Genomic DNA, 20,863 nt, shown 5'->3' with positions numbered 1-20,863 from the left:
TCACCTCCTGGGGAGCAGCAAAGAACGGTGCCAGTCATAAAACGCGGGCTGTAGGGCACGCAACACGCGGAAGGCCGATATTCCTCCGCGCACCGTGCCGATACGGACGAGCTCATGCTCCGGAGCGTCCACGATCACCCGGACGGCCGCAACAGGGCGTCCCGCCCCGGGTTCGGCGCCCCCGCCGCGGCTCGCGGTCCACAAGGTGGCCGCCGATTCCATGTCGACGGCGATCGCGCCGGTGGCGCGCAGCTGCGCGCGCTCCTGGCCGCGCACGACGTGGTCGGACCCGGTCAGTGCGCCGAGGTGCACGGTCCGGCCGGGTGCGGCCCTGGCCAGTGCCTCGGCGAGCAGGGCGGTCCCCTCGCAGGCGACGGTGCCGCGGGGGTCGCGGGTCTCCTCGGCGACGACGAGGTCGCCCGGGTTCATACCGGGGAGGAGCCCGGCGCAGAAGCCGGTGGCCAGCACGGCGGCCCCTTCCATCCCGGGCTCGGCGAGCGCGCCGCCCACGGCCGCGTCGGCGGCGCGCGGGCCCATCCCGGTGCGCAGGACGGTGTACGCCTCGGGCGAGCCGCGCTCGCCCCCGCTGCGCAGGGCGGCCTGTTCGATGCGCAGGGCGCAGGCGACCAGCAGCGGGGGCGCGGCCCCGGCGGGCCGGCCGGCCGCCATCAGGTCTCCTCCGCCGGGGCGGCCGCCTGGTCGCGGGGCCTGCCGTCGGGGCCGAACGGTTCTCCGTACAGGTAGCGGCCGAGAGCGGTGATCGGGAACACCTGCCGGTACAGGTGGTAGTTGATGGAGAAGTCCCAGGGGAAGCCGGTCCCGGTGAAGTAGGGCTCGTCCCAGGAGCCGTCCGCCTCCTGTGTCCGGACCAGGTACGCGATGCCCCGTTCGACGGCCTTGGCCTCGCGCTCGCCGGCCGACAGCAGCGCCATCAGGGCCCAGGCGGTCTGCGAGGGGGTGGAGGTGCCTTTGCCGGCCCAGGACGGGTCGTGGTAGGAGCGCTGGTCCTCGCCCCAGCCGCCGTCCTCGTTCTGTACGGATTCCAGCCAGCCCACGGCCCGCCGGACCGAGGGGTGCGCGGGAGCGATGCCGGCGGCCGTCAGGGCGGGGATCACCGACCCGGTGCCGTAGACGTAGTTGGTGCCCCAGCGGCCGAACCAGGCGCCCTCCGGCTCCTGTTCGGCGAGCAGCCATTCGATGCCGCGCCGGGTCCGCGGGTCGGCCGCTCTGCCCTCGACGGCGAGCATCTCCACCACGTGCGCGGTGACGTCCGCCGACGGCGGGTCGATGACCTCCCCGAAGTCGCAGAAGGGGAGCCTGTTCGGGAAGGGGCTGGTGTTGTCGGCGTCGAAGGCGCCCCAGGCGCCGTTCTTCGACTGCATGCCCAGGGTCCAGGAGACGCCGCGGGCGATGGCCGCCTCGACCTTCGCGGGCTCCGGGTGGCGGATCCGGCGCAGGGCCAGGACCACCTCGGCGGTGTCGTCGATATCGGGGTAGTTGTCGTTGTGGAACTCGAACGCCCAGCCTCCGGGGGCGAGTTGGGGGCGCCGTACGGCCCAGTCCCCGCTCCGGGTGATCTCCTCGCCGAGCATCCAGTCGGCCGCCTTGACCAGGGCGGGATGGTCGGGCCGGACGCCCGCGTCGGCCAGTGCGATGGCGGCGAGGCAGGTGTCCCAGACCGGGGACTGGCAGGCCTCGATCATCCGGGCGCCGTCCTCGCGCCAGACGGCGAACCGGTCGAGGGATTCCAGGCCGGCCCGCATCACGGGGTGCCGGAGGTCGTAACCGAGCAGGTGCAGGGCGATGACGGAGTAGACGGCGGGTGGCTGGATGCCGCCCCAGCAGCCGTCGTTCTCCTGGCGCTCGACGATCCAGCGGCCGGCGGCGGCCATGGCGGCCTTGCGCAAGCGGTGCGGGGCGAACCGCCGGTAGACGTGCAGGGCCCTGTCCATCCGCTGGAAGGCTCCGTCCCAACTGGCCAGCGGGGCGAGCTTCCTGACGGGATGGGGGACCCGCGCGTCCGCATGCAGCTCGTCCAGCGCGAAGGGCCCGGGGCGGACCGGCCGCAACGCGGAGACCACGGTCAGCGGGACGATGGTCTGGCGCGCCCAGCAGCCGAAGTCGTAGATGTTGAGCGGCACCCAGGGCGGCAGGAAGACCAGCTCGGGCGGGAGTTCGGGGAGGTGGTCCCAGCTCCACCAGCCGAAGAGGGCGAGCCAGATGCGGGTGAAGACCCGCGCGGCGGCGATCCCTCCGTGGCCCCGGATCCAGGCGGAGGCGCGGGCCATGTGCGGGGCGTCCGGGGCGTCTCCGGCCAGGCGCAGGGCCACGTACGCCTCGATGGTGGCGGAGAGGTCGGCCGGTCCCCCGTGGAAGGTGGCCCAGGTCCCGTCGCTCTCCTGCTCGCCCCGGATGAACCGGGCGGCGGCCTCGGTGGTGGCCTCGTCCCGGATGCCGAGGAACTGCCGCAGCAGCAGGTCCTCGGCGTCCATGGTGACGTTGGTCTCCAGGTCGCCCTTCCACCAGCCCTCCGGGTCCTGGCGGTCCAGCAGGTGGCGGACGGCGCGCTCCGCCGCCTCCCGGGCGTCGCGGGGTCCGTCCGGGGTCCTGGGCCCGGACGGGGCCGGGCCGGGGTGCGTCCCGGGGCTTGTCCCGGGGTGTGTCCCGGGGCTTGTCCCGGGGTGTGTCCCGGGGCCCGGCCTGTCCCGGACCCCGGCCGCGGCAAGGCCAGGCGGCCCCACGGTGGCGGCCGCCGAGTGCGCCGCGGCGCCCTGGTCCGGTTCGGCACCGCGGGAACCCGCACCGCCGTCGGTCGTCGCTGTCATGGCTTCCCCTTACGTTGCAGTGTCCTCTGCTGTGCTGGGGTCTGCCGTCGGCCGGTGCGCGCCAGGTGCTGCCTAGCAGGTGGCGGCGCCGGCCGGCGACTCGCGATTCATATCCGCGTCCGGGTGGCGGTCACCGCTTGCGCACGACGACGAAGTCGGCCAGGGCGACGAGCTGCTCCCGGACCTTGCGGGGCATGTCGACGTCGTCGAGCGCGCGGATCGCGACCGCGTGCTGGCGGCGGGCCTCCTCGGCAGTCCACTCGCGGCCGCCGGCGGCTTCGATGAGGGCGGCGCGGGCCGCGAACTCCTCTTCCGAGAAGTTCTCGAAGTCGTTGCTCTTCGCGTCGGCGGCGAGCAGCTCCGCCAGTTCCTCGCACGCCGGTCCGCCGGCCGCGAGGGCGGCGACGACGGGCAGGGACTTCTTGCGCTGGCGCAGGTCGCTCCAGGTCTGCTTGCCGGTGGCCTCGGGGTCGCCCCAGATGCCGAGCAGGTCGTCGACCGCCTGGAAGGCGAGGCCGAGGTGGTAGCCGTACTCCTCCAGCTTGTCGGCCGTACGGTCGTCCGCGCCGCCGAGGACGGCGCCGATGGAGACCGCGCAGGCGAGCAGGGCGCCGGTCTTGTTGCCCTCCATCTCCAGGCACTCCTCGACGCTGACGCGCTCGCGGTGCTCGTACGAGATGTCCTGCGCCTGGCCGTCGATCAGCTTGCGGCTGGCGGTGGTCAGCCGGCGCGCGGCGCGGCCGGCCTCGGCGGTGCCCAGCTCCAGCAGCACCTCGTTGGCGAGGGCGAACAGGGCGTCACCGACGAGGATCGCGAGGGCCGGGCCGTGGACCTTCCAGACCGTGTCGCGGTGCCGGCGCTGTTCGTCGCCGTCCATCAGGTCGTCGTGCAGCAGCGAGAAGTTGTGGACGAGCTCGACGGCGACGGCGCCCGGGATGCCGACCTCGGCCACGGCGCCCGCGGCCTCGGCGGAGAGCAGGGCGAGGGCCGGGCGGATGGCCTTGCCGCCGTCACCGTCCGCCGGGTTGCCCTGGGCGTCGATCCAGCCGAAGTGGTAGGCGGCGACGGTGTCCATGGGCGCGGCGAGCCGGTCTACGGCGGCGCGGAGCACGGGCGTCGACAGTGCGCGGCCACGCTCCAGGAGGGCGAGCGTGTCCGCTTTCTCCCCACCGGCCGTGCCCGCACTGGCATCCGTGTTCTCGACAGCCGGATTCCCCGGGTTCACTGGCTCTCCTCTGGTTCCTGTACGTGCTGTACGTGCTGCGCGCGCTGTGGCGGTGGTGGTGTCGCTGGTCGTCATACCGCCTCCTGCAAGGGGTGTTCGCGGTGGCGGCCGAGCCCGGCGAGTGCGGCGTGCGCCGCGCTCAGTCCGCTGCGCACGGCGCCCTCCATGGTCGCGGGCCAACCCGTGGCCGTCCACGCACCGGCGAGAAACAGCCCCGGCGTGTCGGTCCGGGCGCCCGGCCGGAGCCGGCCGACTCCGGGGGTGGGGGCGAAGGTGGCGGTCCGTTCTCGGGTGACGAAGAAGTCCCGTACCTTCGCGCCGCGTGCCGCGGGCAGCAGCCGTTCCAGTTCGGGCAGGTACTTGGTCCGCAGGACCGAGACGGGCTCGTCGATGTCGGCCTGGGCCACCGACTGGGACAGGGCCAGGTACTGGCCGCCGTCGGTGAGCCCGGAGGCGTCGGTGCGGTCGAAGACCCACTGGACGGGGGTGCCGAGCGCGGCGAAGAAGGGCTGCTTGAGCACCTTGCGGTCGTAGACCACGTGGACGTTGAGGATGGGGGCCGTGCCGATGTCGAGGAGTTTGTCCGGGTCGGCGAGGGCTCCGGGCGGCAGCAGGCCGTGGGCCTCGCGCTGCGGGACGGCCAGTACGACGGTGTCGGCGTCGAGCGATTCGCTCTCGGTGTCCACACGCCAGTCGCCCCCGGACGTACGGGAGATGCAGGTGACCCGGGTGCGCAGCTCGGTGCGCACTCCGGCCGCGTCGAGGGCCTTGCGGGCGAGGGTGTCGTGGAGGTCGCCCAGCGGGACCCTGGCCCAGCCGATGTCGGCGGCGCCGTTCTCGGAGAGGAGGCCGGTCTTGAAGACCATCGCGGCCAGGCCCAGCGAGGAGTGTTCGGCGGTGGCGTTGAGGGTGGCGATGCCGACGAGGTCCCACAGCGCCTCGATGGTGCGCGGGGACTGGCCGTAGCGGCCCAGCCAGGTCGCGAAGTCCAGGCCGTCGAGGGCCGGGTCGGCGGGGTCGAGGCGGCGCAGCGCGAGGGCGGCGCGCCCGACGCTCGCCCGCTCGGCGAGGGAGAGGTGCGGGTAGGTGGCCAGGGACGAGGCCAGGTGCAGGGGTACCGGCAGGGCGCTGCGGCGCAGCCGTCCCAGCCGCGGGCCGCGGGGGTGGGCCACGTCGAGCACCGGTACGTCGAGCCGGTCCTGGAGGGGCGCGAGGGCGGCTCCGTCGACGCGGTCGAGGAACCACCGGTAGGCGGTGCAGCAGCGCAGGTAGACGTGCTGGCCGTTGTCCACGGTCAGTTCGCCGCGCTTGAAGGAGAAGGCGAGGCCGCCGAGCCGGGGGCGGCTCTCCAGCAAGGTCACCCGCAGGCCCGCGTCGGCGAGTTCCAGGGCGGTGGTGACACCGGCCAGGCCGCCTCCGACGACCACCGCGCGCTGGGCGGTCATACGTCCTCCCCGGTGGCCTTCGGGTCCCGGCTGGTCCGGGCCTTTCCCTGGTCAGACGCGACGGCGCGCGCGGGGGTTGCTCCCCGCGCGGTCGGCGCGCCGGCCCGGGCGCACTCGCGCGTGCCGCTGCCGCTCGTGTCCGTGTCCCTGGCGCCGCTGTACCGCGGGGCCGGAGAAGGGGTCGCCGCCATCAGAACCGCCTCCTGGTGCTCTGGCGCGAGATGGTCCGGGCGTCGAGGCCCGACAGGCCGCGCACGGCGACGTACGCCTTCTCGTGCGGGGGGAGCGAGACGCGGCCGCGCAGGACGGCCTCGGGCTCGCGCTCGATGCGGTCGAGGAGGCGGCGGTAGATGCCGGCCATGGCGGCGACGCAGGCTCCGCTGCGCCGGTCGAGCATGGGCAGCAGCCGGTATCCCTCGACGAACAGGGCCCGGGCGCGCCGGACTTCGTGGTGGACGAGTCCGGCGAAGTCGGCGCCGGCCTGGGCCCGGTCGCCGTGGAAGCCCTCGGAGCAGCCGAACTTGGCGAGGTCCTCGGCGGGCAGGTAGGTGCGCCCGTTGCCGGCGTCCTCGCGAACGTCCCTGAGGATGTTGGTGAGTTGGAGGGCGAGGCCCAGGGTGTCGGCGTACTCGGCGGCGCGTTCGGCGCCGGGCGCGCCGAGACCGCCGGTGTTGACCGTGCCGAACACGCCGAGGGAGAGCCGTCCGATGGCGCCGGCCACGCAGCGGCAGTAGGCCTTGAGGTCGTCCCAGGTCTCGTAGGTCTCGCCGCGGACGTCCATCAGGACCCCGTCGATGAGTTCGTCGAGTCCGCCGAGGGGGATCGGGAAGCGGCGCGCGGCGTGGGCGAGCGCGACGGCGACCGGGTCGGTGTCGTCCTCGTCGATCTCCTCCGCCCGGATCCTGCCGAGGAGGGCCCGGGTCTCTTCCAGCCGGGCCAGCTTGGCCTCGGGCGGCAGGGCGCCGTCGCCGATGTCGTCGACGCGGCGCGAGAACGCGTACAGCGCGGACATCGCCTGCCGCTTGTCGGTGGGCAGCAGCCGGATGCCGTACGCGAAGTTGCGCGCCTGCGTTCCGGTGACGGCCTCGCAGTAGCTGTAGGCCGCGGACACCGGTGCGGACAGCGCGGACGGTGCGGACGCGTGTGTGGGGCCCTCCACGTTCGGGCTCACCCCTTTCTCGGCGCTGTGCGCAAAACGGCGGCCACCTCGCGGAGCAGGCCGCTCCTGGTGGGCTTGGGCGGGCCGGGAAGCACGTCGAAACCGGCGGCGGTGACGGCTCGCAGGGCGGCACGCCCCCCTCCTGTGAAGCCCGCGAGCAGCAGCCGGAGCCTGCCGTGCACGCTACCCACGAGCGGGGTGCCTTCATTCAGCAGGTTCCTGGCGCGCTCGGTTTCGAAGGCGATCAGGGAACGTACCGATGCTCCGGCGGACGGGGCCTTCAGGTCGGTCTCGGACACGTGGAAACGGCGCATGTCCTCGGCCGGGAGGTAGATCCGGTCGCGGCCGAGGTCCTCGGCGACGTCCTGGAGGTGCTCGGCGATCTGCAGGGCGGTGCACACGGCGTCGGAGAGGCGGATCCGCTCGGGGGTGCTGGTCCCGGTGAGGGAGAGCACGAGCCGGCCCACGGGGTTCGCGGACAGCTCGCAGTAGCCGAGCAGGTCCCCGTACGTCTCGTAGCGCGCGACCCGCTGGTCCTGGCGGTTGGCCTCGATGAGGCCGAGGAAGGGTTCGGGGGTGAGGCCGTGCTCGCGTACGACGGGCCGCAGGGCCAGCAGCAGGGGGTGCCGCGGGGGTCCGTCCGCGGAGCCGAACACGCGCCCCAGGTCGGCCTCGAAGGCGTCGAGCATCGCGAGCCGGTCGTCGACGGCCTCGGGGTCGAGCCCGAGGAGCACGGCGTCCCGGCCGCCGGGGGCGAGATCGCCGTCGCCGATGTCGTCGACGAGGCGGGCGTAGCCGTAGACCGCCATCAGGCCTTCGCGCCAGGCGCGCGGCAGGAAGGAGGGGGCGACGGGGAAGTTCTCCGTACGGGCCTTGCCGAGGGTCGCGCCGGTGTGGGCGTCGGGGGCTGTGCGGGCCTCGGGGGCTGTGCGGGCCTCGGGCCGCCGGGGCCGGGTGCCGTGCCCGGGGGTCACCGCCCGCCGCCCGCGGCGGGGACGGCCAGAGTACCTGGGGGCCGGAGAATTCCCGTAGCCATTGCCGTCACATCTCCCGTTCTACACTGCCGACCCAAGTCATCCTATTTCGGACACGCCGCCGGACTTTACCCGGGGTACCCCCGGCCTTTTCGGCTGTGGGGAATCGTCCCCTCTTGGCGCGATTGAGAACTGGTCCAGCTTACGCTGTACAACGTCGCGAAGGCCTATCGGGTATTCGCTCCGCCACGGAATGTCGGACGGCGGAAATACCGCCGTCATGCCGAGGCCCCCGCCGCGCGGAGCGGCAGGGGCCTGCGGGAATCACCGTGAACGCGTCGCTCAGTGGCTGGTGGCCTTCTCGTACGCCGAGACCACTTCCTCGGTGGGCCCGTCCATCAGCAGCTCACCCTTCTCCAGCCACAGCACCCGGCTGCAGGTGTCGCGGATGGAGTTGTTGTTGTGGCTCACCAGGAAGACCGTTCCGGCCTTCTCGCGCAGTTCGCGGATGCGGGCCTCGGAGCGCACCTGGAACTTCCGGTCACCGGTGGCCAGCGCCTCGTCGATCATCAGCACGTCGTGGTCCTTGGCCGCGGCGATGGAGAAGCGCAGGCGCGCCGCCATGCCGGAGGAGTACGTGCGCATCGGCAGGGAGATGAAGTCGCCCTTGTCGTTGATGCCCGAGAAGTCGACGATGCCCTCGTAGCGCTCGCGGATCTGCTCCCGGCTCATGCCCATCGCCAGACCGCCGAGCACCACGTTGCGCTCGCCCGTCAGGTCGTTCATCAGGGCGGCGTTGACGCCCAGCAGCGAGGGCTGGCCGTCGGTGTACACCCGGCCCGACTCGCAGGGCAGCAGGCCCGCGATGGCGCGCAGCAGGGTCGACTTGCCCGAGCCGTTGGAGCCGATGACGCCGATGGCCTCGCCGCGGTACGCCGTGAAGGAGACACCGCGGACGGCGTGGACCCGGCGCACGCCCGGGGCGTCGCCCTTGCCGCGGCGGATTATCTTGCTCAGCGCCGCGGTGGCGCTGCCCTTGCCGGAGCTGCCGGTGTTGACCCGGTAGACGATGTGGACGTCGTCGGCGATGACGGTGGGGACGTGCCCCTTGTTGTTCTCAGCCACGGCCGTAACGCTCCTCAGCCTTCCAGAAGTACACGAAACCGCCGAGGCCGATCAGCACGGCCCAGCCGACCGCGAAGGCCCAGACGTGCGGCGGGAGGTTCTCGCGGCCGTAGTCGTCGATCAGCGCGAAGCGGACCAGGTCCATGTAGATCGCCGCGGGGTTCCACTGGAGCACGTCCGCGATCCACTGGGGCTTGTCCTTGAGCATCTCGCTGATCGAGAACATGACGCCCGAGGCGTACATCCACGTACGCGTGAGGAAGGGCATCAGCTGCGCGAGGTCGGGGGTCTTGGACCCCATGCGCGCGAAGACCAGGGCGAGGCCGGTGTTGAAGACGAACTGCAGCGCCAGCGTGGGGATCACCAGCAGCCACGACGGCCGCGGGTAGTTCCCGAAGGCCACCGCGACGACGACCACCACGATCATCGAGTACAGCAGCTGCTGGAGCTGCTGCATCGAGAAGGAGATCGGCAGCGAGGCGCGCGGGAAGTGCAGCGCGCGGACCAGTCCGAGGTTGGTCGGGATCGCGCGGACACCCGCCATGAGCGAGTTCTGGGTGAAGGTGAAGACGAAGATGCCCATCACCAGGAAGGGGATGTACACCCCCTTCTCCATGCCGCGGCCGGCGTTGAGGATCAGGCCGAAGATCAGGTAGTAGACCAGGGCGTTCAGCAGGGGGGTCGCCACCTGCCAGATCTGCCCGAGCTTGGCCTGGCTGTACTGCGCCACCAGCTTGGCCCGGGAGAAGGCCATGATGAAGTGGCGCCGTCCCCAGAGCTGCCGCACGTACCCGCCCAGGCTGGGCCGGGCGCCGCTGACGGACAGGCCGTACTTCCTGGCGAGCTCCGCGGGGCTGAGCCCCGCGTCATCGGACGGCGGCTTGCTCGTGGCGAGGGCGCCGTCGTGGGTTGTGTCACTCACAAGTTGAAACTTTCCGTCTTCAAGATGCGGCAGAAGGGGACAGGGGGACCGGGGCACGGGACCCCTGATCGGGCCCCATGCTCCCAGACGCGAGCTTGTCAGATGACAGGTGGTCGGCCCAGCCGCGTCAGCCGCCAGACCGTACGCCACTTCATGGGGTGCCTGGGACCGCACGGAGTGGTCCAGCCCTCCTTGAACCCGCCGAACCAGGCCTTGAGGGCCGGCCGCGACGGCTTGCGCAGGAGGGTCAGCGCCATCCAGACGCCCAGGTACAGCGGTACCAGGGGGGCCGGCAGGTTACGGCGGGCCAGCCACACCCGGTTACGGGCCACCATACGGTGATACACCGCGTGGCGGGACGGGGCGGTCGTCGGATGCAGCAGCACCATGTCCGCCCGGTAGTCGATCTGCCACCCCGCGTCGAGCGCCCGCCAGGCCAGATCCGTCTCCTCGTGAGCGTAGAAGAACTCCCCGGGCAGCGTCCCGACCTGCTCGAAGACCTTCGTGCGGACGGCGTTGGCGCCGCCCAGGAAGGTCGTCACGCGGGAGGAGCGCATCGGGTCCGAGGCGCGCAGCCGGGGCACGTGCCTGCGCTGGGTCTCGCCGGTCTCCGGATCGGCGATCCGGAAGCTGACGATCCCGAGCTTGGGGTCCTCGGTGAAGGCCTGCCGGCACAGCTCGGCGGTGTCGGTGCGCTCCAGCAGCCCGTCGTCGTCCAGGAAGAGCAGCACGTCCACGTCGAAGCCGTCGAGACCCTCGGGGCCCTGGGCGCCGAAGGCCTCGATGCCGACGTTGCGGCCGCCCGGGATGCCGAGGTTCTCGGGCAGGCCGACGGTGCGTACGCCCTCGGGCAGCCCGGTGACCTCGACGCCCTGGCCCACGACGACGACCTCGATCGGGTCGCCCTCCTGGCGGGCCACCGAGTCGAGCAGCGCCTTCAGCTCGTCGGGCCGGTTGCCCATGGTGATGATCACGGCGCCCAGCCGCATCGGCGTCGTCACTTGAGCCTGCTGGAGGCCAGGATCGACACCAGGTGCAGCACCGTCTGGAGCAGGGCGATGCCCGCCAGTACGGCGACACCGAGCCGGGAGAAGAACAGGTCGCCCCGGACCTGGTCGACGACGGCCAGCAGCAGGATGAGCAGCGACGCCTCGATGCCGAGGACGAGGCGGTGGAACTTCAGCGCGGCCGCGGCCCGGCGGGCGAGCGCCATGCCGGAGGAGCGCGGCTCGGACGCCGCCTCCTTGACCGGCTCCTTGCCGGTCTGGTGCCGGGCGACGCCGACCAGGTCGGTCTCGGCCTTGATCAGGATCGCGCCGAGCGCCGCGAGGGTGCCCAGGAAGGCCCACAGCCAGTCGATCCGCCCGCCGCCCCACAGGTCGGCGGCGCGCAGGCCGAAGCCGACCAGGACGGCCGCGTCGCACAGGTAGGCGCCGACCCGGTCCAGGTAGACCCCGGAGAGCGAGAACTGCTTCTTCCAGCGGGCGACCTCGCCGTCGACGCAGTCGAGCAGCAGGTAGAGCTGGACCATCACCACGCCGAGGACGGCGCCCCAGACGCCCGGCACCAGCAGGGCCGGGGCGGCCAGGACACCGGCGAGGGTCATCAGGTAGGTCAGCTGGTTCGGCGTGACCTTGGTGTTCACCAGGACGCGGGTGATGCGCAGGGAGATCTCGCGCATGTACAGGCGCCCGCCCCAGTGCTCACCGCTGCGCCGGTCCTTGACGCCCGGCGGGTGGACGACGGGCCGGAGTTCAGCTACGGATGGTCTGGACATAGTCGGCGTAAGCGTCCCTGATCTCGGCTGCGGACAGGTTGAGGTGCTCCAGGATGGTGAAGCGTCCCGGGCGGGTCTGGGGGGCGTACTCGACGGCCGCGACGAACTCGTCCACGCTGAACCCGATCTCCTCGGGCACGGTCGGCAGGCCGTGGCGGCGCAGCACCTCGACGAAGAGGCCGGACTGCTCGCCGGCGCCCCGCAGGTGCATCGCGAAGGCGGCGCCGATGCCGACCTGCTCGCCGTGGAGCGCGGAGCGCCCCGGGTAGAGCAGGTCGAAGGCGTGGCTGATCTCGTGGCAGGCGCCGGACGACGGGCGGCTGTCGCCGCTGATCGACATGGCGATGCCGGAGAGCACGAGCGCCTCGGAGAGCACGGTGAGGAACTCGTCGTCACCGCATCCGCCGGGGTGGCGCAGGACCGACTCGCCGGCGGTACGGGCCATGGCGGCGGCCAGGCCGTCCACGGGCTCGCCGGTCAGCCGGTGCGAGAGCTCCCAGTCGGCGATCGCGGAGATGTTGGAGATCGCGTCGCCGATGCCGGCCCGGATGAACCGTACGGGCGCGTCCTTGATCACGTCGAGGTCGATGACCATCGCGATCGGGGTGGGCACGCCGTAGGACCCGCGGCCGTTGTCGTTGTCCAGGATGGACACCGGCGAGCAGATGCCGTCGTGGGAGAGATTGGTGGCGACGGCCACCATGGGCAGGCCGACCCGCGCCGCGGCGTACTTCGCCACGTCGATGATCTTGCCGCCGCCCAGGCCCACGACGGCGTCGTAGCGGCGGCCCTTTATGTCGTCGGCCAGCTTGACCGCGGAGTCGATGGTGCCGTCCACGACCGGGTACCAGTCGGCATGCGGCAGCACGGGCTCCAGCTTGGTGCGCAGCACCTGGCCGGAACCCCCGCTGATCGCGATGGCGAGCTTGCCGGACGCGGAGATGCGCTGGTCGGCCAGGAGGCCGGCCAGATCGTCCATCGCCCCTCGGCTGATGTCGACGACAACAGGCGAGGGGATCAGCCGCGTCAGTACTGGCATGCGATCGTCCGGCCCTTGGCGAGGTCGTCGTGGTTGTCGATCTCGACCCACTTGACGTCGCCGATGGGGGCCACGTCGATGGTGAAGCCATCGTCGACGAGCTGCTGGTAGCCGTCCTCGTAGTAGAGGTCGGGGTCGCGCTCGAAGGTGGTCTTCAGCGCCTCGGCCAGCTGCTCGGCGGCCTCCGGCTCGATCAGGGTGACGCCGATGTACTCGCCGGTCGCGGTGGCGGGGTCCATCAGCTTGGTGATCTTGCGCACGCCCCGCCCGTCGGCGGTGATGACCTTCATCTCCTCGTCGGCCAGGTGCTTGACCGTGTCGAGGGCGAGGATGATCTTCTGGCCGTTGCCGCGGGCGGCGAGCAGGGTCTTCTCGACCGAGACCGGGTGGACGGTGTCGCCGTTGGCGAGGATCACGCCCTGCTTGAGGACGTCACGGGCGCACCACAGGGAGTAGGCGTTGTTCCACTCCTCGGCCTTGTCGTTGTCGATCAGAGTGATCTTGACGCCGTACTTGGCCTCCAGGGCCTCGCGGCGCTCGTAGACGGCCTCCTTGCGGTAGCCGACGACGATCGCGACCTCGGTCAGGCCGACCTCGGCGAAGTTGCCGAGGGTCAGGTCGAGGACGGTGAGGCTCTCCTCGTCGCCCTGCGGTCCGACGGGCACGAGGGCCTTGGGCAGGGTGTCGGTGTAGGGACGCAGGCGGCGTCCGGCACCGGCAGCGAGTACAAGGCCGATCATGCTGGTTCTCCTTCGTCGTGTACGGCGGGTGCTCCGGAGGAGACCCAGAAGCGGATGCTCTCCGAGAGCACCACGAGTGCCACGAACACGGCCATGGCCGTGAGCGCGACGGGGAAGTCCGTGGGGCGCGAGGCCAGGGCGGCCGCCAGGGCCGCGGTCAGCAGCACCCGGCCCTCGTGGCCGCCGATCGTCCGCACCAGCCAGTGCGGGGGCGCTCCGGTGCCACCGCGGATGCGGTACACCGTGTCGTAGTGATGGTAGGCGACCGCCGCGACCAGTCCGAATGCCGCCGGAAGGGCTCCGGGGACGTCGGCCTTGGCGGCGAGGATCAGCACGGTGGTGTATTCGGCGGCCCGGAAGACGGGCGGGACGAGCCAGTCGAGGGCGCCCTTGAGGGGGCGGGCGACGGCCGCACCGGCGAGCACCGCGTAGAAGACGGCGGCGATGACGACCTGCCGGTCACCGAACCCGTACGCCCAGGCCGCCCACAGCAGGGCGCCCGAGCCGACGACGGCGGCGACGATCCCCGCGCCGGGGGCCATCCGGCCGAGGATCCTGCCCGCGAGGTCGGCGAGCGGGCCCGAGTCGGCGAGGTCCGCGAGGGCCTGGGCGGCCCGGTCGGTCCGCTTCGCCTTGCGGGTCAGCGAGCGCAGGACCCGGCCCGCAGTGGTGTAGAGCGCCCCGAAGGCGCAGCCGACGAGCAGCGCGTAGAAGACGATCCGGGGTGTGGTGACGGCCGTCAGCACGGCGATCATGGCCCAGCGCTCGCCGATCGGCAGGATGATCATCCGCCGCACCCAGACCGTCCAGCCGACGCTGTCGAGCTTGTCGGAGAGGGCGGCGGTCGGGCTGGTGTTGGCGGTGGCGTCGTGGTTGGCCTCGTTGAAGGAGAAGTCCACGACGTGCCGGCAGGTCATCAGGATCATGGCGCCGAGCGCCAGGGCCCAGACGTCGTCGCCGCCCCGGGCCGCTCCGAGCGCGAGGCCCGCGTAGAAGGAGTACTCCTTCGCACGGTCGAAGGTCGCGTCGAGCCAGGCGCCCATCGTCGAGTACTGCAGCGAGTAGCGGGCGAGCTGCCCGTCGGTGCAGTCCAGGACGAAGGAGACGAGGAGCAGCACACCGGCCGCGACGTAGCCCCAGCGGTCGCCGGTGGCGGCGCAGCCGGCCGCTATCAGCGCGGTGATCAGGGAGGCCGTGGTGACCTGGTTGGGGGTCAGGCCGCGCCGGGCGCACCAGCGGGCGATGTAGCGCGAGTACGGGCTGATGAAGAAGGTGGTGAAGAAGCCGTCGCGGGACTTCACCGCGGTGCGCAGCCGGACCGCCTCGTCGTCCACGGCGCCGACGGCGGCGACGGCCGCCTCGCGCTCCCCTTCGGTGGCGGGAACGGCGGCGACCAGGGTGCCGAGCTCGGGCCGCTGGACGGGGATGCCCGCGGCCTCGACGGCGGCGGCCAGCCGGTCGGGGTAGGGACCGGCGCCTTCCGGTGCGAGGGCCGCGGCCCGGTCCAGGGCGGCGCGGGCGCCGGCCTGGACGGCGAGGGCGCCGGTCACGGCGCAGGCGTCGAAGCGCGGGTCGGTCAGCGCGAGCCGCAGGGCGTGCGCGTGCCCGACGAAGGCGCTGTCGACGACGGCCACCCGCTGCTCGGCCGGTACGTCGGCCAGGGCGGTGGCGGTGTCCTCGGGCCCGGCGACGGGGCGGACCTCGAAGCCGAGCGCGCGCAGCTCGTCCGCGAGCGGTGATCCGGGGACCGGCAGGCCGGTGAGGATGACGGTCGGCAGACGAACCCACTCCTTGCAGCGAACACGGGACGGCCGCCACGTGGGGCGGCGGCACGTCGGCAGAGGCTATCGGATGAACGGAAGCGGGGGTTCACCACCCGTTTACGCCCCGACAAGCCGAATATTCCCGGGCCTGGGGTCCGGTCGCGATCATCATCGACGAGAACGCCGAGGGACCACAAACCGCCTGGATGTTAGGGTGGCCGCAGACCTGTACGAACCCGGTGAAGAAGGAGGTGGGTTGATGACCGTCGCAGAGGTCGCCGCCATGGGCAGCGACGAACTCCGGTACGTCCCCACCCGTTTCCGGGCATCCGGCCAGGTCTGATCACACCGATCCACCTCGTCGGCCGGAGCCCCCTTTCCAAGGGTTCACGTTGACCGACAACACCGGTTCCACCTCTTCGGATTCCACGTCTTCGGATTCCATCCCCACCACCCCCGACTTCGGTGACCCCGCTTTCCGCGAGGCGTTCTTCGCCCTGCACCGCGAGCTGCCCCGCCAGTCCCCCGGTTCCGACGCCACCACCCGGCACCTGCTGTCCCTGTGCGGTCCGCTGCCCCGGCGGCCGCGGATCCTGGACCTGGGCTGCGGTCCGGGCCGCAGCGCCCTGCTGCTCGCCGCCGAGGCGGGCGAGGGCGCCGAGGTCACGGCCGTCGACCTGTACGAGGGCTTCCTCGACGAGCTCCGCCGCGCCGCCCGGGCCCGCGGGCTCGCCGACCGCGTCCGCACCGTCCGCGCGGACATGGGCGCGCTCCCCTACGAGGACGGTTCCTTCGACCTCGTGTGGGCCGAGGGGTCGGCCTACTGCATCGGCTTCGACCACGCGCTCGCGTCGTGGAAGCGGCTGCTCGCCCCCGGCGGCACCCTCGTGGTGACCGAGTGCGAGTGGACCACCGGGGAGCCGTCCGCCGGAGCACGCGCCTTCTGGGACCCCCAGTACCCGCTGCGCTCCACCGCCCGCAACCTGGCGGCCGCCCAGGCCGCCGGGTACCGGGTGCTGGGCGTCCACCACCAGCCCGACTCCGACTGGGCCGAGTACTACGGTCCGCTCGGCGAGCGGGTACGCGCCGCCGGGGCTCCGTCCGGCGCGGCGCGGGCCGCGCTGGCCTGCGTGCGCGAGGAGCTCGACGTACGGGAGCGGCACGGGCACGAGTACGGCTACACGGGCTACGTCCTGCGCCCGGTCACCGCCGGGGACGGCGGCGCCTGGCCGGCCCGGCCGGAGACCGCCGCCGATGTGGCGGCGGTGCGCGACGTCAACCTGGCCGCCTTCGAGACCCCACTGGAGGCGGATCTTGTGGACGCCCTCCGCGCGGACGGCTCCTGGCTGCCGGGGCTCTCGTACGTCGCCGAGCGCCCGGACGGGTCGGTGGCGGCGCACGCCCTGCTGACCCGGTGCGAGGTGGACGGCGCACCGGCCCTCGCCCTGGCCCCGGTGGCGGCCGATCCCGCGCTCCAGCGCTCGGGCGCGGGCAGTGCGGTCGTACGGGCGCTGCTCGCGGCCGCCAAGGAGCGCGGGGAGGCGCTGGTCCTGGTCCTGGGGCATCCGGCGTACTACCCGCGCTTCGGATTCGTACCGGCCTCGCGGTTCGGGATCCGGGCTCCCTTCGAGGTGCCCGACGAGGCGGTGATGGCGCTCGTACTGGACGATTCCGTGCCGGTTCCGGCGGGCACGATCAGCTATCCGGCGCCGTTCGGCATCTGACGCGGCCCGGTAGGACGCGGCTGAACCGTCTGCCCTCCGTCGCCTATCACGGCACGGGGGGCAGACATGCGCGGATGGCCGAAGTGGGGACAAGCCTCTTTTGTACGGCAGACTTGAAGGCCGAAGTCCGAAGCGAAGGATGGGTATGCCGACCACACCAGCCACCGCCGCGAACAGCGCGTCCGCCGGCACCGGGACTCAAGAACCGATCATGCTCGAACTGGTCGACGAGTCCGGCAACACCATCGGCACGGCGGAGAAGCTCTCCGCCCATCAGGCGCCCGGGCGGCTGCACCGGGCGTTCTCGGTGTTCCTCTTCGACGAGCAGGGCCGGCTGCTGCTCCAGCAGCGCGCCCTGGGGAAGTACCACTCCCCCGGCGTCTGGTCGAACACCTGTTGCGGTCACCCGTACCCCGGGGAGTCGCCGTTCGCGGCCGCGGCCCGGCGCACCCACGAGGAGCTGGGCCTGTCGCCGTCGCTGCTCGCCGAGGCCGGGACGGTGCGCTACAACCACCCGGACCCCGCGTCGGGCCTGGTGGAGCAGGAGTACAACCACCTGTTCGTGGGACTCGCGCAGGCGGCGCTGCGGCCGGATCCGGAGGAGGTCGGGGAGACCGCCTTCGTGACGGCCGAGGAGCTCGTGAAGCGGCATGCGGAGGCGCCGTTCTCGGCCTGGTTCATGACCGTGCTGGACGCGGCCCGGCCCGCGATCCGCGAGCTGACCGGGGACGCGGCGGGCTGGTAGCCCGTACGCCGTCCCGTGCCCGGTCCCCGATCCGTACGCGGATCACCCGCGCGGGGCGGGCGTCGGCTCCTGGGCGGCGGGGACGCCGAGCGGCAGGGCCGCCCAGATGACCTTGCCGCCCGTCGAGGTGTGCTCGACGTCGCAGACCCCGCCGGCCTCCAGGGTGATCTCGCGTACCAGGAGCAGGCCCCGGCCCCCGGTCTGGCCGAAATCCGCCTCCAGCGCCTTGGGGCGGTACGGGTGGTTGTCCTCGACGGCCACCCGGACCCACTCGCGGCCCACCGCGACCTCGACGGCGACCTCCGGCGAGAGCAGGGCCGCGTGCCGGACCGAGTTCGTCACCAGTTCGGAGACGATCAGCAGGAGCGAGTACACCAGGTCCTGGTGGGCCGGCACCCCCTGTCGGCCCAGCAGGTCGCGTACCGCCCGGCGGGCCTGCGGAACGGATTCTTCTACCGCGGGAGCGGTGAACCGCCACACCCCCTCGTACGCGAGGGGGTCGGCCGGAGCCTCCGGCTCACCCCCCTTGGCCGGCGGGACACTCCCGCTGTTTTCCATCTTCAGGCCCCCGTCTTCGCGCTCGATCGTCTCCACGCGTCAAGAGTGGGGAACAGCCTGGTCCGGACCGGACTGCTGACCAGAAGTCAGCGTCAATCGGACACTTTCTGACCACTGGCGTATGACAGAGTCAGTTGTTCGACTGTTCCTGATCTCCTCGTGCACTCTTCTCGGCCGCCCCGCGCACCCCGCCCGGCTCCACCGCCACCTCGTCCTCCCTGACCAAGCCGAGGATCCGGCGGGCGCCGAAGCCGGGAGCGATCAGACTCGGACCGTCGAACAGCAGGGCGAGCGAGAAGAACGTTCCGATCACGTACAGGCTCGAACCGGGCCGGCTGGAGAGGATCAAGGCGCCCCACGGTCAAGGGGCTCGGCGCTCGCCCCCGGGCGGACTCCCTTGATCACAGGAGCGAGTGCCCGGGATAGCATCCGGCGCATGGACGCAGCCCTCCTTCACACCGTGGCCGACGGGGTCGCCACCATCGTCATCTCGCACCCCGCGAAGCGGAACGCCATGACGGCGCAGATGTGGCGGACCCTGCCGATGCTGCTGTCCGGCCTGGCCGCCGACACCGCCGTACGGGCCCTCGTACTGACCGGGGACGGAGCGACCTTCTGCGCCGGGGCCGACATCTCCTCGCTGACCGGGGACGACGACCCGCAGGCCCTGGCCGTCGCGGCGGAGGAGGCCCTCGCCGCCTTCCCTAAGCCCACGCTCGCCGCCATCCGGGGCTTCTGCGTGGGCGGCGGCAGCCAGCTCGCGGCGGCGTGCGACCTGCGCTTCGCGGAGGCGGGGTCCTCGTACGGGGTGACCCCGGCGAAGCTGGGCATCGTCTACCCCGCCTCCTCGACGCGGCGGCTCGCGGCACTGGTGGGCCCGGCCGCCGCCAAGTACCTGTTGTTCTCGGCGGAGTTGATCGACGCCGAACGGGCCCTGCGCACCGGCTTCCTCGACGAACTGCTGCCGGCCGGCGAGCTCGACCGGCGGGTGGCGCAGTTCACCCGGATCCTGGCCTCCCGCTCCCAGCTCACCCAGGCGGCGGCGAAGGAGTTTGCGGACGGCCGCACCGACCGGGACGGGCACTGGACGGCGCAGGCGGCCGCGAGCGGCGACACCGCGGAGGGTGTCGCCGCGTTCCTGGAGCGGCGTACGCCCGCCTTTACCTGGACCCCGCCGTCGGATTGAGGGCGCGCAGCCTCTCCACGATCGCGGCCGGGGCCTTCTCGGGGGAACCGGCGTCGTAGGGCGGCTGGGGGTCGTACTCGGTCATCAGCTGCACGGCCTGCGCGTACTCGTCCCCGGCGATGCGCCCCAGCAGCGTGAGGCCCATGTCGATGCCCGCCGACACCCCGGCGGCGGTCACGTACTTCCCGTCGAACACCACCCGTTCCCCGGTGGGCTCCGCCCCGAACCTCGGCAGCTGGTCGAGGAACAGCCAGTGGCTGGTGGCCCGCCGCCCGTCGAGCAGCCCGGCGGCGGCGAGCAGCAGGGAGCCGGAGCAGACGGAGGTGGTCCAGGTGGTGGTCGCGTCGACGGTCCGCAGCCAGTCGAGGACGACGGGGTTCTTCATCTCCACGTCGGTGTGCGGCCCGCCGGGCACGATGAGGATGTCCGGCCGGGTCACCTCGTCGAGCCCCTTGTCGGCGACGAGCGCGAGCGTGCCGTTGTCGGTGCGCACGGGCCCGGGCCGCTCGGACACGAAGACGATCTCGGCCCCTTCGAGCCGGCCCAGGGTGTCGAACGGTCCGACCGCGTCGAGGGCGGTGAAACGGTCGTAGAGCAGTACGGCGATCTGCATGGCTCCTCCGGAGCGGTAGTGGTTCATTCGGTAGTGGTTCATTTCATATGCGTGGACGTTCCCGGCGGTGTCAGGCCACGGGCCTGCCGAAGCGCCGGCGGTACTCGGCCGGGGACTGGCCCAGCGTCCTCACGAAGGCCCGGCGCAGCGCCTCGGGCGTGCCGTAGCCGCACTCCCGCGAGATCTGCGCCACCCCCTCGCCGCCCTCCTCCAGCAGCCGCCGCGCGTGCTCCACCCGCACCCGCTCGACGTAGCGACCCGGAGTCACCCCCGTCTCCGCCTGGAAGGCCCGCGCGAAGTGGCGCGGCGAGAGCGCGGCCCGGGCCGCCAGCGCCTCGACGCTGAGGTCCCCGCCCGGGTGCTCCGTGATCCACTGCTGCACGTCCCGGAGCGGCTCGCGCCGCGCGGTCTGCGCCGCCAGTTGCGCGCTGAACTGCGCCTGGTTCCCCGGGCGGCGCAGGAACACCACCAGATGCCGGGCGATCACCAGCGCGGTGTCGCGCCCGTGGTCCTCCTCCACCAGTGCCAGCGCGAGGTCGATCCCGGCCGTGACCCCGGCGGAGGTGGCGACCGGCCCGTCCCGGACGTAGATCGGGTCCGGGTCGACGGTGACGGCCGGATAGTCCCGGGCCATCCGCTCGCACGCGTCCCAGTGGGTCGTGACCCGGCGTCCGTCGAGCAGCCCGGCCTCGGCCAGCAGCAGTCCGCCGGTGCACACCGACACCAGCCGCTCCGCGCGCCCCCCGTACGCGCGGAGCCACTCGGTGATCCGCGGCTCGAAGTCCCCGCTGTACCGGCCCCCGGGCACCAGCAGCGTGGTCCCCGCCCCGGGCCGGGCGCTCTCCAGGTCGCCGTCCGGCACGAGCGTGAGACCGCTGCTCGTCCTGACGGGCGCCCCGCCGGGGGACACGGTCCGGATCGCGTACCCGAGGTGCCCCGGGAAGCGGGCCGCGGCCGCGAAGACCTCCACGGGGCCGGTCACGTCGAGGCTCTGGACACCGTCGTAGAGGACGACGAGCACGTTTCGCAGCGTCATGGCTCCA

Annotated in this window: 21 protein-coding genes; 4 read left to right on the top strand and 17 right to left on the bottom strand. The window is 72.5% G+C overall.

Annotated elements, in window-relative coordinates:
- From ACZ4TG_RS16105 to ACZ4TG_RS16045, 13 genes are all read right to left on the bottom strand, one after another.
- A complete protein-coding gene (locus ACZ4TG_RS16105; protein WP_468162967.1) occupies positions 1-669 on the bottom strand; it encodes a phosphorylase family protein in 669 nt (222 codons plus the stop codon).
- Complete coding sequence (shc, locus tag ACZ4TG_RS16100) at positions 669-2,825, bottom strand: squalene--hopene cyclase (protein ID WP_468162965.1); 2,157 nt, start codon at positions 2,823-2,825, stop codon at positions 669-671. The genes ACZ4TG_RS16105 and shc overlap by 1 nt, the downstream gene beginning before the upstream one ends.
- A 130-nt stretch (positions 2,826-2,955) precedes the next feature.
- Positions 2,956-4,050, bottom strand: coding sequence for a polyprenyl synthetase family protein (locus ACZ4TG_RS16095; protein WP_468162963.1), 1,095 nt, complete (start codon positions 4,048-4,050; stop codon positions 2,956-2,958).
- A gap of 71 nt (positions 4,051-4,121) precedes the next feature.
- Positions 4,122-5,495, bottom strand: a complete 1,374-nt coding sequence (gene hpnE, locus ACZ4TG_RS16090) for a hydroxysqualene dehydroxylase HpnE (RefSeq protein WP_468162961.1) — start codon at positions 5,493-5,495, stop codon at positions 4,122-4,124.
- A 190-nt stretch (positions 5,496-5,685) separates the two neighbouring features.
- The gene (gene hpnD, locus ACZ4TG_RS16085) at positions 5,686-6,666 is read right to left on the bottom strand and encodes a presqualene diphosphate synthase HpnD (protein ID WP_468162959.1); all 981 of its coding nucleotides are present in this window, start codon (positions 6,664-6,666) and stop codon (positions 5,686-5,688) included.
- Positions 6,663-7,628, bottom strand: coding sequence for a squalene synthase HpnC (hpnC, locus tag ACZ4TG_RS16080; protein WP_468162957.1), 966 nt, complete (start codon positions 7,626-7,628; stop codon positions 6,663-6,665). Before hpnC ends, hpnD begins: the two co-directional genes overlap by 4 nt.
- A gap of 342 nt (positions 7,629-7,970) precedes the next feature.
- Complete coding sequence (locus tag ACZ4TG_RS16075; protein ID WP_468162955.1) at positions 7,971-8,753, bottom strand: ABC transporter ATP-binding protein; 783 nt, start codon at positions 8,751-8,753, stop codon at positions 7,971-7,973.
- Entirely contained in the window at positions 8,746-9,675 is a 930-nt protein-coding gene (locus ACZ4TG_RS16070) for an ABC transporter permease (protein ID WP_468162952.1), read from the bottom strand. Before ACZ4TG_RS16070 ends, ACZ4TG_RS16075 begins: the two co-directional genes overlap by 8 nt.
- Positions 9,676-9,773: 98 nt before the next feature.
- Positions 9,774-10,664: a glycosyltransferase family 2 protein gene (locus ACZ4TG_RS16065; protein WP_468163444.1), complete on the bottom strand. Its 891-nt coding sequence runs from the start codon at positions 10,662-10,664 to the stop codon at positions 9,774-9,776.
- A gap of 8 nt (positions 10,665-10,672) precedes the next feature.
- Positions 10,673-11,452 (bottom strand): CDP-alcohol phosphatidyltransferase family protein, encoded by a 780-nt coding sequence (locus ACZ4TG_RS16060; RefSeq protein ID WP_468162950.1) that lies wholly within the window; start codon positions 11,450-11,452, stop codon positions 10,673-10,675.
- The gene (locus ACZ4TG_RS16055; RefSeq protein WP_468162948.1) at positions 11,430-12,491 is read right to left on the bottom strand and encodes an iron-containing alcohol dehydrogenase family protein; all 1,062 of its coding nucleotides are present in this window, start codon (positions 12,489-12,491) and stop codon (positions 11,430-11,432) included. Before ACZ4TG_RS16055 ends, ACZ4TG_RS16060 begins: the two co-directional genes overlap by 23 nt.
- Entirely contained in the window at positions 12,479-13,231 is a 753-nt protein-coding gene (locus ACZ4TG_RS16050) for a phosphocholine cytidylyltransferase family protein (protein ID WP_468162945.1), read from the bottom strand. Before ACZ4TG_RS16050 ends, ACZ4TG_RS16055 begins: the two co-directional genes overlap by 13 nt.
- Positions 13,228-14,865 carry a DUF5941 domain-containing protein gene (locus ACZ4TG_RS16045; RefSeq protein ID WP_468162943.1) on the bottom strand — a complete coding sequence of 546 codons (1,638 nt, stop codon included), beginning with the start codon at positions 14,863-14,865 and terminating at the stop codon, positions 13,228-13,230. The genes ACZ4TG_RS16050 and ACZ4TG_RS16045 overlap by 4 nt, the downstream gene beginning before the upstream one ends.
- On the opposite strand from ACZ4TG_RS16045, the gene ACZ4TG_RS16040 reads away from it, so the two are divergent.
- From ACZ4TG_RS16040 to idi, 3 genes are all read left to right on the top strand, one after another.
- On the top strand, positions 14,833-14,970 hold the full coding sequence (locus ACZ4TG_RS16040) for a hypothetical protein (RefSeq protein WP_468162941.1): 138 nt from the start codon (positions 14,833-14,835) through the stop codon (positions 14,968-14,970). The two genes, ACZ4TG_RS16045 and ACZ4TG_RS16040, sit on opposite strands and share 33 nt — an antisense overlap.
- Before the next feature lie 467 nt (positions 14,971-15,437).
- Positions 15,438-16,718: a GNAT family N-acetyltransferase gene (locus ACZ4TG_RS16035; RefSeq protein ID WP_468163442.1), complete on the top strand. Its 1,281-nt coding sequence runs from the start codon at positions 15,438-15,440 to the stop codon at positions 16,716-16,718.
- A gap of 145 nt (positions 16,719-16,863) precedes the next feature.
- A complete protein-coding gene (gene idi, locus ACZ4TG_RS16030; RefSeq protein WP_468162939.1) occupies positions 16,864-17,463 on the top strand; it encodes an isopentenyl-diphosphate Delta-isomerase in 600 nt (199 codons plus the stop codon).
- 42 nt (positions 17,464-17,505) lie between these two features.
- On the opposite strand, the gene ACZ4TG_RS16025 is transcribed toward idi, so the two are convergent.
- Together ACZ4TG_RS16025 and ACZ4TG_RS16020 are read right to left on the bottom strand one after the other, a co-directional pair.
- On the bottom strand, positions 17,506-18,021 hold the full coding sequence (locus ACZ4TG_RS16025) for an ATP-binding protein (RefSeq protein WP_468163440.1): 516 nt from the start codon (positions 18,019-18,021) through the stop codon (positions 17,506-17,508).
- A gap of 130 nt (positions 18,022-18,151) precedes the next feature.
- A complete protein-coding gene (locus ACZ4TG_RS16020) occupies positions 18,152-18,370 on the bottom strand; it encodes a hypothetical protein (protein ID WP_468162937.1) in 219 nt (72 codons plus the stop codon).
- Between the two features lie 87 nt (positions 18,371-18,457).
- On the opposite strand from ACZ4TG_RS16020, the gene ACZ4TG_RS16015 reads away from it, so the two are divergent.
- Positions 18,458-19,207 (top strand): enoyl-CoA hydratase/isomerase family protein, encoded by a 750-nt coding sequence (locus ACZ4TG_RS16015; protein ID WP_468162935.1) that lies wholly within the window; start codon positions 18,458-18,460, stop codon positions 19,205-19,207.
- Here ACZ4TG_RS16015 and ACZ4TG_RS16010 read toward each other — a convergent pair.
- Together ACZ4TG_RS16010 and ACZ4TG_RS16005 are read right to left on the bottom strand one after the other, a co-directional pair.
- Complete coding sequence (locus ACZ4TG_RS16010; RefSeq protein WP_468163438.1) at positions 19,182-19,820, bottom strand: DJ-1/PfpI family protein; 639 nt, start codon at positions 19,818-19,820, stop codon at positions 19,182-19,184. The genes ACZ4TG_RS16015 and ACZ4TG_RS16010 overlap by 26 nt on opposite strands.
- A 70-nt stretch (positions 19,821-19,890) precedes the next feature.
- Positions 19,891-20,856, bottom strand: coding sequence for a GlxA family transcriptional regulator (locus ACZ4TG_RS16005; protein WP_468162933.1), 966 nt, complete (start codon positions 20,854-20,856; stop codon positions 19,891-19,893).
- Between the last annotated feature and the right edge of the window lie 7 nt (positions 20,857-20,863).

Source organism: Streptomyces sp. NPDC028314, from assembly GCF_055565795.1.
The sequence above is the reverse complement of the archived record's forward strand: the minus strand, read 5'-3'. Positions and strand labels throughout refer to the sequence as shown.

Bases quoted from the DNA above. Each gene is read 5' to 3' on its own strand.
- ACZ4TG_RS16105 (WP_468162967.1), bottom strand. From the start codon at position 669: ATGGCGGCCGGCCGGCCCGCCGGGGCCGCGCCCCCGCTGCTGGTCGCC.
- shc (WP_468162965.1), bottom strand. From the start codon at position 2,825: ATGACAGCGACGACCGACGGCGGTGCGGGTTCCCGCGGTGCCGAACCG.
- hpnE (WP_468162961.1), bottom strand. From the start codon at position 5,495: ATGACCGCCCAGCGCGCGGTGGTCGTCGGAGGCGGCCTGGCCGGTGTC.
- ACZ4TG_RS16065 (WP_468163444.1), bottom strand. From the start codon at position 10,664: ATGCGGCTGGGCGCCGTGATCATCACCATGGGCAACCGGCCCGACGAG.
- ACZ4TG_RS16060 (WP_468162950.1), bottom strand. From the start codon at position 11,452: ATGTCCAGACCATCCGTAGCTGAACTCCGGCCCGTCGTCCACCCGCCG.
- ACZ4TG_RS16055 (WP_468162948.1), bottom strand. From the start codon at position 12,491: ATGCCAGTACTGACGCGGCTGATCCCCTCGCCTGTTGTCGTCGACATC.
- ACZ4TG_RS16050 (WP_468162945.1), bottom strand. From the start codon at position 13,231: ATGATCGGCCTTGTACTCGCTGCCGGTGCCGGACGCCGCCTGCGTCCC.
- idi (WP_468162939.1), top strand. From the start codon at position 16,864: ATGCCGACCACACCAGCCACCGCCGCGAACAGCGCGTCCGCCGGCACC.
- ACZ4TG_RS16025 (WP_468163440.1), bottom strand. From the start codon at position 18,021: ATGGAAAACAGCGGGAGTGTCCCGCCGGCCAAGGGGGGTGAGCCGGAG.
- ACZ4TG_RS16015 (WP_468162935.1), top strand. From the start codon at position 18,458: ATGGACGCAGCCCTCCTTCACACCGTGGCCGACGGGGTCGCCACCATC.
- ACZ4TG_RS16010 (WP_468163438.1), bottom strand. From the start codon at position 19,820: ATGCAGATCGCCGTACTGCTCTACGACCGTTTCACCGCCCTCGACGCG.
- ACZ4TG_RS16005 (WP_468162933.1), bottom strand. From the start codon at position 20,856: ATGACGCTGCGAAACGTGCTCGTCGTCCTCTACGACGGTGTCCAGAGC.